A 14,190-nucleotide genomic window follows, 5' to 3' on the forward strand; every position below is an offset into this window, starting at 1 on the left:
ATCCGATTGATTCACCGCCTGTATTTTCCACGACTTATGTCAGGAAAATTATAATTACTTTACACTCTTATCGATAAAATCAGCTCTCAACTTAAGAGCATAATCTTTCACTTCCTCTATAGAGCAATCTGTATCTATTACTATATCGCCTTTTTCCCAATCTTTGTAAATAGGCCTTTGCGATCTAACCCTCTTCTCAGCTTCTTCTTTATCTATGCCGTCTCTTGCCGCGAGTCTGGCTTTCCTGACATTTTCAGGTGCTCTTGTGACAACTACAAGTTTTTCCTCAAAGTCGAATTTATACTGAAAAAAGAGCACGGCATCAAGTACAATATACTTTACGGAGCCGTCAACGGATAATATTTCTTCTTCAACTCTCCTCTTTAAATAAGGATAAAGGATTCTGTTAAGCAACTCGAGTTTTTCTCTGTCTGAGAAGACGATTCTCCCAAGTTTTTCCCTTGAGATCAAACCGCTGTCATCAGTAACTTTCTTTCCAAATTCCCGCAGGACTCTCTCTCTGACCTTCCTATCCTCGAGAAGAAGATTTGCTATTTTATCCGCGTCAAGCAGAACCCCTCCATTATCAGCTATAATTCTCGCAACTGTGCTTTTACCGGAGGCGATAGGGCCGGTTACAACTACCACTGGCGTATCCATTAATGCGCCTCCAGCCAATTATTTCCGGTATGAATACTTACTTTCAAAGGAACTTTAAGCTCAACCGCGGACTCCATCTCACCTCTTACAATTTCCAGCATCATATCTTCTTCTTGGGGAGGTACTTCAAAAATAAGTTCATCGTGAACCTGCAGAATCATTCTGCTGTCAAGTTTCTCTTCGCGCAGCAGTTTGTCGATATTTACCATAGCTATCTTTATCATGTCCGCGGCTGTACCCTGTATCGGCATATTAACGGCTATCCTTTCGGAAAAACTCCGCAGCCTGCCGTTTTCACTTGATATATCTCTAAGTTCCCTTCTTCTGCCGAAAATGGTCTCGGCGTACCCTGTCTGACGAGCCTTTTCTTTGTACTCTTCCGTGAATTTTCTTACTCCGGGATACTTATCGAAATAATTCTCGATGAATTCAGAAGCTTCTTCAACCGTCACACCTATCTGTTTAGAAAGCCCCCTCGGACCAAGTCCGTAAATAACACCGAAATTTATGGTTTTAGCTACAGCCCTCATCTCATCAGTTATATTTTCTTCTTCAAGCTGATAAACCATTGCGGCTGTCCTGCTGTGAATGTCAGCTCCTTCCCGGAAGGCATTAATGAGATTCTTATCTCCGGATATATGAGCAAGTATCCTAAGCTCAACCTGAGAATAATCAGCATCCATAAGCAGGTTTCCCCTGCGGGGCACAAAAGCGCTTCGTATCTTCTTTCCAAGTTCTGAGCGTATGGGAATATTTTGCAGATTAGGGTTACTTGAGGAGAGTCTGCCCGTGGCAGTGACAGTTTGATTAAATGACGTGTGAATCCTGCCGGTCTTCTTATTCACCAGGTCCGGCAGAGAATCAATATAAGTGTTTGAAAGTTTAGAAAGCTGCCTGTAATCAATAATGCGCTTTGCGACCGGATGGATAGAGGAAAGTTCATTTAAGACTTCCATATTGGTTGAATATCCGGTTTTTGTCTTTTTGATTACAGGAAGTTCAAGTTTATCAAAAAGGATGCCCTGCAGCTGCTTGTTGGAATTAATATTAAATTCTTCGCCCGCGTATTTGTATATCTCATCGCGAACTTCCTTGATTTTGCCTGAAATTTCATCTGACAGATGCTTAAGTTGGTCCCGATCTATCGCGACTCCTTCAAACTCCATCCTCATAAGAACGAAAAGCAGAGGCATTTCTATTTCGTTGAATAATTTTTCAGTGCCTGAACCTGAAAGGAATTCGCTAAAAATATTCTTAAGCCTTAGCGTAAAATCCGAATCTTCAGAGGCATAATTTTTCAATCTCTCTGAGGGGACTTTCCTTATATCTTTCTTCTTATCTCCTTTCTCAAATAAATCCTTGTACGCGATCATTCTATGCCTGCAGAATTCAAGAGACAGATTATCAAGGGAATGAGACCTTCTGGAAGGATCGAGACAATAGGATGCTATCATAGTGTCGAATGATACACCTCTAACCTCTATACCGGCAGTCTTTAACACCATAAGATCGTATTTGATATTATGCCCGGCCTTCTTTATTTCTTTATTCAGAAGAACAGGGCCCAATTTTTCCTTTACCCTTTCAATCGGAATCCCCGCAGAGGATTCATCATCCAGCTCTAATAATCCATTTCTTGAGTCCTCATCTGAATCAAGCACCGGTAAATAGAAGGCCTTTCCCTCTTCAGCGCAGAAAGATATTCCTACAACCTCCGCCTCTATGGGATTGAGCGATGTTGTCTCTACGTCAAATACAAACTCTCCGGCAGAGACAAGATAAGATACAAGGTCGTCGAGTTCGTCGATATTTACCGCGGAATAATCAAGCTTTTTAATTTTTTCATCTTGCTCTGGAATTATACTCTTTAGAATTCCGTGAAATTCCAGCTTGAGAAGCATCTCAGTTAGTTTCTCCACATCGTATTCTTTTACTTTCATGTCTTCGAGATCAAAACCTTCAGGAACATCTATCAACTCAATGAGGTTCTTGGAAAAAAGGGCGTCTTCTCCGCCTTCTTTTATCTTATTTCTTATGCTCTTGGCTTTTATTTCATTTGAGTTGTCAAGTATTTTTTCGAGGGAACCAAACTCATTCAGCAGCTTCAGGGCGGTTTTTTCACCTACCCCTTTTACTCCGGGAATATTGTCAGCGCTGTCGCCCGTTAAAGCCAAAAAATCCGTTATCTGGTCGGGAGTTAATGAATACCTCTCTTTTAAATATTCAGGGCCCACCTGATCAGATAGATTCGTACCCTTTCCCGGCCTGATCAAATGTATCCTGTCAGAAAGGATTTGAAAAAGATCTTTGTCCCCTGTCACAATCTTCACGTCCATCTTCTTCCTTGAAGCATCCCGGGCGATTGTGGCTATAATATCATCTGCTTCATATCCGGAAATCTCATAAACAGAAATACCGAAAGCCTCAACGAGGTCATGCATGACTGGAACCTGTCTCGCGAGGTCATCGGGCATTTTGTCTCTATGGGCTTTATATTCGGGAAACAGCTTATGCCTTTCCGTCGGTTTATCACTGTCAAATACAACGGCCAGATATTCAGGATTGTAATGATTTAATATCTGAAGTAAAACCCTTGTAAAACCGTATAAGGCGCTTGTATTTTCTCCTCTGGAATTAGTCAGAGGATTCTTGATAAAAGCGTAATACGACCTGTAAGCAATTGCGTGACCGTCTACGAGAATAAGATTCATGTCATTATCGCCCATGCTTGTATAAAGAGTTCCTTTTTATAAAAAGCTCAACTTCCCTCGGTACAAGATAACGTACCGAATCGCCTTTGCTGACCAATCTTCTTATTTCACTTGAAGATATTGTATTCCGCCCCGATGTAAGTACGATAAGCGCCGCGTCCTCAGCAACACGCTCGGCTGAATGGCCCGGACGCGGCATAGATACAATAGTTGTGTTATCATAAATTACCTCGGGATTTTTCCAGCCGGGGATGTCAGCAAGCGAATCGCTTCCTATAAGCAGATGCAATTGATCCTGACTGTATCCCTTTTCTTTGAAAAAGAGCACGGATTGATATGTAAAAGAGATTTCCTCTCTTTCCTCAAAAAGAGATATTTCAAATTTCTTGTTGTCTTTTATCGCGAGCTGGACCATTTCTTTCCGTAATTTATAATCACTGAGAGCCTCGTTGTTCTTATGAGGGGGGTTTGCTGTAGGTATAAAATAAACTCGATCCAAAGAAACGAAATCCATAGCTCTTTGAGCGAGGATCATATGGCCGGTATGAATTGGGTCGAAAGATCCTCCGAATAAACCTATTTTCTCTCTAATAGCCATCTGTTTCCTCAGCAAGTAATCTTTTAAGATGCTTTTCGGCATAACGTTTTTCATCAATATCTATACCGAACGAGGTTACCTTTTTATATTCATCAATAGCTTTTTCCTTTTGATCTCTTTTTTCAAAAATCCTTCCCATAAAATAATGGCTTTTCACCCCGGGAATTGTGCCCCCGTACGTGCTGGCGGTCTTATCTAAATACAGTAATGCCGCGTCATAATGCCCCAGCGAATAATAGAGCTTAGCGCTCATAAACTTCTTTTTGGCAAGTTTTGTGTTAATTTTTTTAAGAAGCGCTTTTGCTTCATCCCTTTTAGGACTATTGGGAAAGAGGCGCATAAAACGCTCTATTCTGCTTTTAGCTTCAAATGTCTTTGTCTGATCCCTTTCAACCCTTTTCGACTGCTTGAAAAAACACAAACCCTCCAGGTAAAAGGCGTCATCTACGTACTCGCTGTATCCATAATCATTGATAAGAACCCTGTACTCCACAGAAGCAAGAGGATATTCTTCGTTCATTCTATAACACTCGGCTACTTTAAACTGAGCGTAATCACAGCGTTCGTCGCCGGCAAATGTTGTCAAGTAATCCTTAAATTCGAGAGCGGCGTTATTATACTCCCCCTTTTCGAACAGTTCGTCCGCGATTTCAAGCTTTCTGGTCGGTTGGTTTAATTTTACCGCCTTGTACGGCCCGCCACACGAAATAGTGAAAAGAAATACTGAAATTATAAAGCAATATTTAAACTTGTAATCAACGTAATTCTTCAAGTTCCTCAATCCTTTCTTTTGCTCTCTCGGAATATCTTCCGCTCGATCCTAAATTAAGATTTAATACTTCTTTATAAGAATCGATTGCTTTCTTGATAAACTTCTGGCTCGCGAACACCTCTCCCAGCATGAAATTAGCTCGAACGAGATTAAGCGTGTTGGCGGAAGAATCCTTCATTAAGATCAGTATATTTTTTGCTTCCTCAAATTCACCCGATTTTATAGCTTTTTCGGCCAGTTCAATTGAAAGAATTTCATAATTCCAGCGCGCGGTGGAAACAAAACGGCTTGCGGGATATTTGTTGATGAGAGCCCTGAATATATCGATCGCTTTTCCATTTCGTCCAGTCTCTTTATACGCAAATCCGAGGTTAAGCATAGCTTCTGCCGAGCCCGACGAATCCGCGTAACTGCTGTGATATCTCTTCAAGAAGCCTATCGCTTCATCAAATTTCCTTTCCTCCATCAGGAATTTTCCCGCTTCGAGATCATATTCACCAAAAGTAATATTTGGATTATAACTTACGGCTTGGACAATAAACCTTCTTCCGCTTGTAATTAATCCTTCATCCATATACTTAATGGCTTTATCCTGAAGGATCGAAGCAATTTCAGCCCCCCAGGTAGAATCGGCTTTGTAAATTTCACTGAAATACTCTTCGGCTTCACTCTCAACTCCGAGTCTGAGAAGAGACTCGGCGCCGAAAAGTAATAATTTCGGATCTCTCCCGCCGCCCCTTCTGAGGTGATGCCTGACTAGAAAAACAACCTGTTTATAGTTTTTATCTTTATACTCTCTCTCTACCTTTTCGATAACGGAATCCTGCCCGCATGAAACAAACAGAAGAGAGGTCAACAACGCCGGCAATGTCAGATTGAAAATAATATTACGCACCATACCCGTGCTACTCATCGGATTGATTGGAGAAAAAGAGATAAACCAGACCGCTTACAATACCGGTTACGATAACCGGCTGTATTAATTTGCCCACTGAGAATTCGTCTCTTTCAGGTTTTGTAAAACTGTAAGTTTCATTTTCCACCTTATCAAGAGATGAATATGGAATTACATCATCAAATTTCTTTTCTGTCTCACCAATCCATATTATATCTCCGGACCGATTGTCAATAAGTTGAACAAAGAGATGTAAATTGGCATATCTTTCCACTTCTTTAGCGCCTATCCACCAGCTTCTGTTTATCTCCGGATATGTCAGCGACATTTCAATTATCTGATAATTAAATTCATAATCAGGCTGAACAGCTAGAGCGGTGTCGGACTCACTCGCCTTTTCCCTCGATACATTTATCCCCTCGTCGGCTGTTTGTTTAAGAAGAACGTTATCGAAAACAAAATCAATTTCACCAACACCTCTGCTTTTAATGAAAGCAACTCGTTTTTCATTACCAATAGGTGGCATATTATCGAGTATTTCATCTAAAGCCCTGCCGGAAAGATTCTTGAGTAAATCAAAATTAGACTGTATCTGCTCGCCTGTTTTCTGTGGAGCGCTTGAAGCTGAAAGGGAACAGAAGAGAAATATTATAACAAGAATATCTATAATCTTCTGTGTTTTACCATATTTTCTAAATATCCTCACACTTAACCTCCATCACATATTGTATACGATTACTTGTGTAACTTAACATCTTTTATAATCGATATCCACACTAAAATGTCAATAAAAATATGACGCACGCCTACTTTAGGAGATTGATACAAATACGTCAATAAATAGACTCAGGTCTTATTAAAGTATCCCGCCAAAAAGGTCGTACGCCTCAGCTTTATCAATACGAACTTCAGCAAATTCACCGGGTTCGGCGTATTTACCTGACAGAAAAACCACTCCATCGATTTCATACGCCTGGCCGTAAAACCTGCCCTGCCCCCAAACCCCTTCTCGCGGACGTAAGTCTGGATCGATTATTTCATCAACCAGTACACGCTCGACAGCACCTGTTCTCTCAGCGAGATGATCGTTAGAAATATCCATTTGAATATCATCGATAATGTTTTTTCTTTCTTCAGCTGTCTTAATGTTTACAGCGCCCTGGTAGTTTAATGCTTTGGTTCCTTCTTCAGCTGAATACACGAATACGCCAACATGATCAATTTCAAACCTTTCTAAGAATTCTACAAGTTCTTCGAAATCATCTTCATTTTCTCCCGGGAATCCAACCATAACTGTTGTCCTGATCACCAGATTATCCACTTCCGACTTGAGACGGCTGAATAGTCTCATTAGATAATCTTTCCCATACCCTCTTCCCATCGCAGATAGAATCCTGCCGGAAACATGCTGAATAGGAATATCAAGATAAGGCAATATTTTCCCTTCAGAATAAATTCTCAATAATTCATCAACATCCACATGACCGGGATGAAGATACATCAGCCTGATCCATTCTGAGCTTACCGCTGAGGAGAGGTCTTCAAGAAGACCGCACAAGCCTGAATCACCTTCTAAGTCCTTTCCCCATACACCGGTATCCTGAGCTATCACAACAAGCTCTCTAACTCCTTTCTGACTCAGCCTGGAAGCTTCACTTAGTATATCATCCTTTTTTCGGCTGGAAAGCGGTCCTCTGATAGAAGGAATCAAACAATAGGAACAATTATTTGAACATCCGTCAGAAATTTTAAGGTAGGCGATATGACGCGGTGTAAACAATTTATTTAGAATCAGCCCATCCTGCAGGTTAAGAGCTTGAAGGTCCGGCCCCTCTATCAGCCCCTCTTCGGCCAGTTTTTCCGGCAGTCTTACCATCTCTGAAGCGGAAAGAAAAATATCTACCTCACTGAAAAGATCAAGGAGCTTATCGCCCTCTCTGGAAACGAGACATCCCAGTACAGCGAAAACCTGTTTTTCACCTTTAGCCATACCTATCCTGAGAATCTCATCAACTGATTCCTCCTCGGCCGCTTCAATAAACGCGCAGGTCGTAAGTACAATCAGATCGGCCTTCTCAACTTCCTTCTCCTCCTCGAATCCCGCGATTTCAAGTCTGTCCGCTACACGTTGAGCATCTACGATATTCTTGGGACATCCTAGATTTATAAAGTGAAATGTGGGAATATAAGAAGATTTATCCCTTTTCCTCATACTCTTCCCTCGTTACAAGAACTTTTCTCGCCTTACTGCCTTCGAATGGTCCCACAACACCTGACTGTTCAAGCATATCAATCAATCTGGCAGCTCTCGCGTAACCAACCCTCAAACGCCTCTGTATAAGAGAAATAGAGCCCTGCTGGTGTGTAATTACAAGTTCTCTTGCTTCATCAAACAATTCATCATCACAATCGGTAATACCAACTTCATTTTTATTTCTAATCTCTGCGAGATCTATTTTTTCATTGTCCCCTTGAAAATGTCTCCAGTAATCAGCTGTCTTCCTTGCGTCCTTCTCAGATATATAAGACCCCTGAAGTCTAACCGGCGCGGGAAGATTCTTCGGCAGATAAAGCATATCTCCATTTCCCAGAAGTTTCTCAGCACCGTTTGAGTCAAGTATTGTTCGCGAATCTGTCTTAGATGTAACCTGAAATGCAATTCTCGAAGGGAAATTCGCCTTTATCAGGCCTGTGACAATATCCACAGAGGGACGTTGTGTGGCAAAAATAAGATGTATGCCTACAGCTCGCGCCATTTGCGACAGGCGTGTAATTGAAGGATAAATCTCATTGCCCGTTGAAATCATAATATCGGCAAGCTCATCAATTATAGTCACATAATAGGGAAGAATATTTACTTTCTCTTCGGTTTCCTGAGATACAGGCTTTTCCTTTTCTACAAATTCGTTAAATCCCGCTATGTTTTTAACGCCGTATTTCGCGAGAAGCTTATACCTTCTTTCCATCTCGATTGTAAGCCAGTTCATTACCCTTATACTATCCTTAGCTTCGTTAATAACGGAATGCAGAAGATGAGGAATATTTTTATAAGTTATAAGCTCGAGCCGTTTAGGATCAATCAGAATAAATCTGCATGTAGCAGGCGTATGGTTGAATAGAAGGCTGGTTATAATCGAATTAATACAAACGCTCTTTCCACTCCCCGTAGCACCCGCGATAAGAAGGTGGGGCATATCGGCAAGGTCAGCGTAATATGGCTCCCCTGTAGCGGTTTTGCCGAGAGCAATTACAAGTCCCTTACTGCCGGGGGGATAATGCTCAAGCATTTCTCTTATCATTACCGTCTGCGGATTCGCGTTAGGTATCTCAATTCCCACGGCGCCCTTCCCCGGTATCGGAGCTTGAATCCTTATCGCTCTCGCGGCCATTGCGAGTGAAATGTCATCCGCTCTGTTCGCTATCTGACTAACGCGAATACCGGGCGCGGGAACGAATTCAAAAGTAGTTACAACCGGCCCCGGCCTTACCTGCTTAACATCTCCCTTAATACCAAAATCGGCCAACTTTGACTCAATAATATCTGATCTTGCCAGCAGGTCCTCCCTGCTGTGAGAAATGTCCGATTGATTGTAATCTGTCAATATATCAAGCCCGGGAAGAGGAGCATGATCCGCGGCTGTTATCTCAGCCGACGGTTCTCTCACGCTCTTATTCGCGTTCTTTTTCTTTTTATCCCTGACTGCGGATTTTGGAACGTCGATCTTTGGTTCCGATTTACGCTTCGCCTTATTATTCTTTTCCAATTTTTTTGCTATCCCGAAAAGATTATTTTTCCGTTCTTTTCCTGCCTTTGGTCTCTTTTTTTCCTTGTTCTTGGTTATCTTCTTCCTGCCGGATAACTTTTCTTTAAAGAGCTTCAGCGAGCCGAAGAAAAGAAAAACCGCGCTCAAGAGAAAGGACGCCGCTAGAATAAGCGCGGATCCCACTCTCCCCGTCAGCTTTTCGAGCAATTCTACCGCCCAGCGTGTAATTAAACCTCCACCCTGCTGCAGCCCCGCCCAGACACACAAACAAGATGCAACAAAGAGAAAAACAAAAGTACGCAGTACTTTTATGTGTCCCTCGGTTAATTTCCGGTTGATGAGAGAAAGATAACCCCAATAAGCCAAAAGGACAGGAACCACCCAGGAGAAAACCAATCCAAAGAGCTTTCTTAGACTTCCGCCTATATACACCCCCGCCGGACCGCACAGATTCTTATCAGCGGCCCAGAACATACCCCATTCATCACCCTCGAAAGACGCAAGCGCGAAAGCGGTAAAAACGGCGGATATTACAAGTAATATCCCTCTGTATATTTTTCTTTTATCTTTCATTATCAATAATATAATCTGCTGATAAGTTAAAACCCTTGGCTCACTCGAAAAGAATTTTCCCAAATGCTACATAATTTATTTGGAGCGTTTATCACGCCCAGCTGGAACTGTTAATTCGGGTTTTGCTCAAAATATCACATAAGGGCATTTATACCCATATCATCTTTTATCAATGATTTGGCGAAAGGTAAAGCAATTTTTCGCGATATCTCCTTTTAGTAAAGATGATATTACCGCGATACCGTCCGCCCCGGAATCAAAAACAGATTCTGTATTTTCTGGAGAAATGCCCCCTATAGCAACTAAAGGAAGGTCTGTTATCTCTTTGACTTTACTGATAAGTTTCGTTCCTTTAACAAAAACATCCCTCTTAGTTGCTGAAGAAAATATTGATCCTACTGCTACATAATTTACCAGACCCAAAGCCCCTGCTTTCATCTCCTCGATAGAGTGAATAGTAAGACCTATAATAGAACCCGGGCCTAAGATTTCTCTAGCTTCAGCGGGGTCCGGGTCAGAACTTCCCAGGTGTACTCCGTCCGCCCCGCACTCAGCGGCGAGGTATGGATCATCATTTACAATAACAGGAATATCATAATTACAGGTCTCAAATAGAATAACTGAAAGATCGGCAAATTTTTCCTCTTGCGTAAAATCTTTTGCTCTGTACTGAATAATATCAGCACCTTCAGAACAGAGAGCGGCTGCCGTTTCTTTAATCTTCGGCGCCGGCACAAGGGAACGGTCAATAATCGCGTAAAGAAACGGCGACTTCGGAATCACCGCAGATCGCTCTACTTTGCTAAGGAAGCTCTTTTCAAGACTGTAAACACGGAAACGGAATTCTTTAAATTCGACCCCGGATTCCGGCTTGATAAGCTTTGAGAATTCCTCAATCACCCTGAGACTTTCTTCAGCTCTGAAGAAATTCGCTTTCAAAACACTTTCGAATGAACGGCGGGTCAACTCCGCGGCGGAAGAGACTTTTCTTCCCACATCACCTTCGCTGTCTCTGCACCTGACTGAATTGTCCAGAAGACAGCTGACGCTTAATCTCACGTTATGCCTGAGGGATTTTATCTCTCCGGCAAGACGCGCGTTATTCATCCCGAGTCTTGCTATTTCCTCTATAACCCTCAATCCCTCAGCGCACCTGTTACCATTCGCGTCTAGAATCCTGATTAATGTTTTCTTTTCTTTCTCTTGCAGTTCAGCCATCAAAGCCTTTCGATCGCCATCTCTGAGGTTTAAACTAAAGCTCCTAGCATTGCCGCTCGTGATTATATACCATGTGGAAAGATTTTCCAAGGATCACTGTGGGTGGAGTTTCCCCAATTTTTATAACCCATAAGGTAGTCGATGATTTGTAACAGTATGCGGCTGATTGATATTTTCAAAATCGTGGTCGATTTCCCCGGCGAGTAAATCGTACGCTCTGCGCCTCGGGCTCGCTCTTTCTGCCCCTTCGGGTCAGAAATCCTTGCCCGCTCGCCACTCGGCGAGGGTTTTGAAAATATCAATCAGCCGCACTCATCAGCAATGAAAGCCCTATTCCACTTACCAATCCTGATAACTGATTGTATCTCGCAATGTTATTACAATACTTGCCTAATTTTCAGAGGGAACTCCAATCACTGTGGCTGTTAAGCGGGAATAGGAAGAGAGATCATGACCCACTTCCTTCTCTGAGAAAGCTTTCTTGTTTTGGGGAGGGGACTCTGTTACCTAATCAATCTTCATTTTATCAAGGAATGTCGTATCGAATTTCCCTTCCGCGAAGTCCTTGTTTCTCATAATTTCCTCAAGGAATGAAATTGTCGTCGGCACACCCTCGATAATAAATTCATCAAGCGCTCCTATCATCCTTTTACGCGCCTTCTCCCTGTTACTTCCCCAAACTATTACCTTGGCCAGAAGGGAATCGTAATTGGGGGGTATGACATATCCGGTATAGATATGGGAATCAACGCGTACTCCGGGGCCGCCCGGAGGATGAAAGAATGTGATCTTTCCGGGAACAGGAATGAAATTCCTGTCTGGATCCTCCGCGTTTATCCTGCATTCTATAGCCCATCCCTCTATATGAACGTCATCCTGTGAAATGAGAAGCTTTCCGGTGAAAGCCTGCCGTATCTGTTCTCTTATCAAATCCACATTAGTGACCATTTCCGTGACCGGGTGTTCCACCTGTACCCTTGTATTCATCTCGAGAAAATAAACATTGTCCTTTGAATCGACAAGAAATTCAACAGTGCCAAGTGAACCGTACTTTATATACTCCGCTCCCCTGACCGCGAAACCGGAAAGTTTCTCTCTCATTAGGTCATTTAATCCCGGAGACGGTGATTCCTCCAACAGTTTCTGGTGTCTTCTCTGGATACTGCACTCACGCTCTCCGAATATAATTACACCGCCCTTGCCGTCACCAAGAATCTGTACTTCTATATGTCTGGGATTCTCGAGATATTTTTCAATATACAATCCCCCGTAACCAAAGGAACCTTTCGCCTCAACGGTAGCTGTATGGAAATTTTCAGCAATCTGCTGAGCGTTTCTTATAATCCTGATACCTCTTCCCCCTCCACCTGCAACTGCTTTAACCATTACCGGATACCCTATATCATCACAGATCTTCACGGCTTTATCCGCGCTTTCCACCTCTCCCTTACTTCCCGGTATAACAGGCAACCCAGCTTCCTTCATAAGTTCTCTCGCGAGTGACTTGTCCCCCATCTTTTTCATCAGCTCCGGAGGAGGCCCTATCCAGCCTATGCCGCATGACATACATATTTCCGCAAAATCGGGATTCTCAGACAGAAACCCGTATCCGGGATGGACAGCGTCAGCATTCGTAATCTCGGCAGCTGCTATTATTGCCGGAATATTGAGATAACTCTTCTCGGAAGGCGCGGGACCTATACTTACATCTTCATCAGCTAATTTAACATGCAGAGAATCAACATCAGCAACCGAATGCACAGCAACTGTTTTGACATCCAATTCTCTGCACGCGCGTATAATTCTCAAGGCAATTTCACCGCGTGCGGCGACAAGAACTTTTTCAAACATTCAGCTTACAACTCTCCTGGAGAATCACTCACAGATTCAGTTTCTTCAAAATGATCCCAGGATTTGTCGCTTGACGACTTAACACCCTTCAATCTAAGTTCAAATTCATGACTGTTCGAACTATTCTTGAGAGCTTGCTCTTTCTCTATAACACCTTCTGTCAGCAACTTCATCAGGGACTGATCAAATGACTGCATTCCGTAAGAAGACACTCCTTCTTTAATAGCCTGGTTTATCAACTGTGTTTTCTCCTGATCTCTAATATAATCCCTGACAGCCGCCGTGACAATCATTACTTCCACTGCCGGCGCTCTTCCGCTATGCCCCTTAATTGGAATAAGTCTTTGTGATATAACAGCCTGAAGTGTTGTAGCCAACAGGAAACGTATTTCCTGATGCTGGTGAAGCGGAAAAAAGGATATAACCCTGTTGATAGTCTGTGTCGCGTCGATAGTATGAAGTGTGCTCAACACGAGATGTCCTGTGTCGGCCGCTTTAAGTGCTATCTCCATTGTGACCGCGTCTCTTATTTCTCCGACAAGAATTATGTCCGGATCCTGACGGAGAATATGCCTCAATGCCTCATGAAATGATTTTGTGTCATTACCTATTTCCCGCTGATTTATCATACTTCGTTTATCATGGTGCAAAAATTCAATCGGATCCTCAATTGTTATCACATTCTTACTCGTTGTATCGTTTATCTCTTTTACCATCGCGGCCAGTGTAGTTGACTTGCCGCTCCCTACAGTCCCGGTTACAAAAATAAGCCCTCTTTTTCGATGTGAAAGCTTCTTTACAATTTCAGGCAGCTTCAATTCTTCCGTACTCATAATCTTTACGGGGACATGTCTAAACACCATGGCTATAGAACCCCGCTGAACATAAAAATTCGCCCTGAACCTTGCTAAACCAGGTACTCCAAACGCGAAATCCACTTCCTTTTCTTCCATGAACATCTTCTTCTGATGTGGTGTTAATATCTGACTCGCGATATTCTCCATATCAGCTGTAGTTGGACTCTGATAATCCATTCTCCTGAGTTTCCCGTCAACCCTTATAACGGGCGGAATTCCGGCTTTGATATGAAGATCTGAAGCTTTACTCGTTATAACGGATTCAAGGATATCTTTAATTTTCATTTTAAT

The 14,190-nt window shown here is 42.5% G+C and carries 11 protein-coding genes; all 11 read right to left on the reverse strand.

Annotated features, from left to right (window positions below; all coding sequences use genetic code 11):
• Positions 1-54: 54 nt before the first annotated feature.
• Entirely contained in the window at positions 55-660 is a 606-nt protein-coding gene (gene coaE, locus U5O15_05035) for a dephospho-CoA kinase (protein MDZ7860017.1), read from the reverse strand.
• Positions 660-3,371, reverse strand: a complete 2,712-nt coding sequence (polA, locus tag U5O15_05040) for a DNA polymerase I (protein ID MDZ7860018.1) — start codon at positions 3,369-3,371, stop codon at positions 660-662. Before polA ends, coaE begins: the two co-directional genes overlap by 1 nt.
• 4 nt (positions 3,372-3,375) lie before the next feature.
• Entirely contained in the window at positions 3,376-3,969 is a 594-nt protein-coding gene (gene nadD / locus U5O15_05045) for a nicotinate-nucleotide adenylyltransferase (protein ID MDZ7860019.1), read from the reverse strand.
• Positions 3,959-4,741 carry an outer membrane protein assembly factor BamD gene (bamD, locus tag U5O15_05050; GenBank protein MDZ7860020.1) on the reverse strand — a complete coding sequence of 261 codons (783 nt, stop codon included), beginning with the start codon at positions 4,739-4,741 and terminating at the stop codon, positions 3,959-3,961. Before bamD ends, nadD begins: the two co-directional genes overlap by 11 nt.
• Complete coding sequence (locus U5O15_05055) at positions 4,725-5,639, reverse strand: tetratricopeptide repeat protein (protein MDZ7860021.1); 915 nt, start codon at positions 5,637-5,639, stop codon at positions 4,725-4,727. Before U5O15_05055 ends, bamD begins: the two co-directional genes overlap by 17 nt.
• Before the next feature lie 7 nt (positions 5,640-5,646).
• Positions 5,647-6,342, reverse strand: a complete 696-nt coding sequence (locus tag U5O15_05060) for a hypothetical protein (GenBank protein ID MDZ7860022.1) — start codon at positions 6,340-6,342, stop codon at positions 5,647-5,649.
• A gap of 150 nt (positions 6,343-6,492) precedes the next feature.
• Complete coding sequence (gene rimO, locus U5O15_05065) at positions 6,493-7,848, reverse strand: 30S ribosomal protein S12 methylthiotransferase RimO (GenBank protein MDZ7860023.1); 1,356 nt, start codon at positions 7,846-7,848, stop codon at positions 6,493-6,495.
• Positions 7,832-9,973 carry a DNA translocase FtsK 4TM domain-containing protein gene (locus U5O15_05070; protein MDZ7860024.1) on the reverse strand — a complete coding sequence of 714 codons (2,142 nt, stop codon included), beginning with the start codon at positions 9,971-9,973 and terminating at the stop codon, positions 7,832-7,834. Before U5O15_05070 ends, rimO begins: the two co-directional genes overlap by 17 nt.
• A 159-nt stretch (positions 9,974-10,132) precedes the next feature.
• Positions 10,133-11,191 carry a thiamine phosphate synthase gene (gene thiE / locus U5O15_05075; protein MDZ7860025.1) on the reverse strand — a complete coding sequence of 353 codons (1,059 nt, stop codon included), beginning with the start codon at positions 11,189-11,191 and terminating at the stop codon, positions 10,133-10,135.
• Positions 11,192-11,698: 507 nt separating this feature from the next.
• A complete protein-coding gene (accC, locus tag U5O15_05080) occupies positions 11,699-13,042 on the reverse strand; it encodes an acetyl-CoA carboxylase biotin carboxylase subunit (protein ID MDZ7860026.1) in 1,344 nt (447 codons plus the stop codon).
• 5 nt (positions 13,043-13,047) lie between these two features.
• Complete coding sequence (locus U5O15_05085) at positions 13,048-14,184, reverse strand: type IV pilus twitching motility protein PilT (GenBank protein MDZ7860027.1); 1,137 nt, start codon at positions 14,182-14,184, stop codon at positions 13,048-13,050.
• Positions 14,185-14,190 lie beyond the last annotated feature (6 nt).

The sequence above is a fragment of the Candidatus Krumholzibacteriota bacterium genome (assembly GCA_034520215.1).
In the GTDB taxonomy this organism is placed as follows: Bacteria; Krumholzibacteriota; Krumholzibacteriia; order Krumholzibacteriales; family WJIX01; genus JAGHBT01.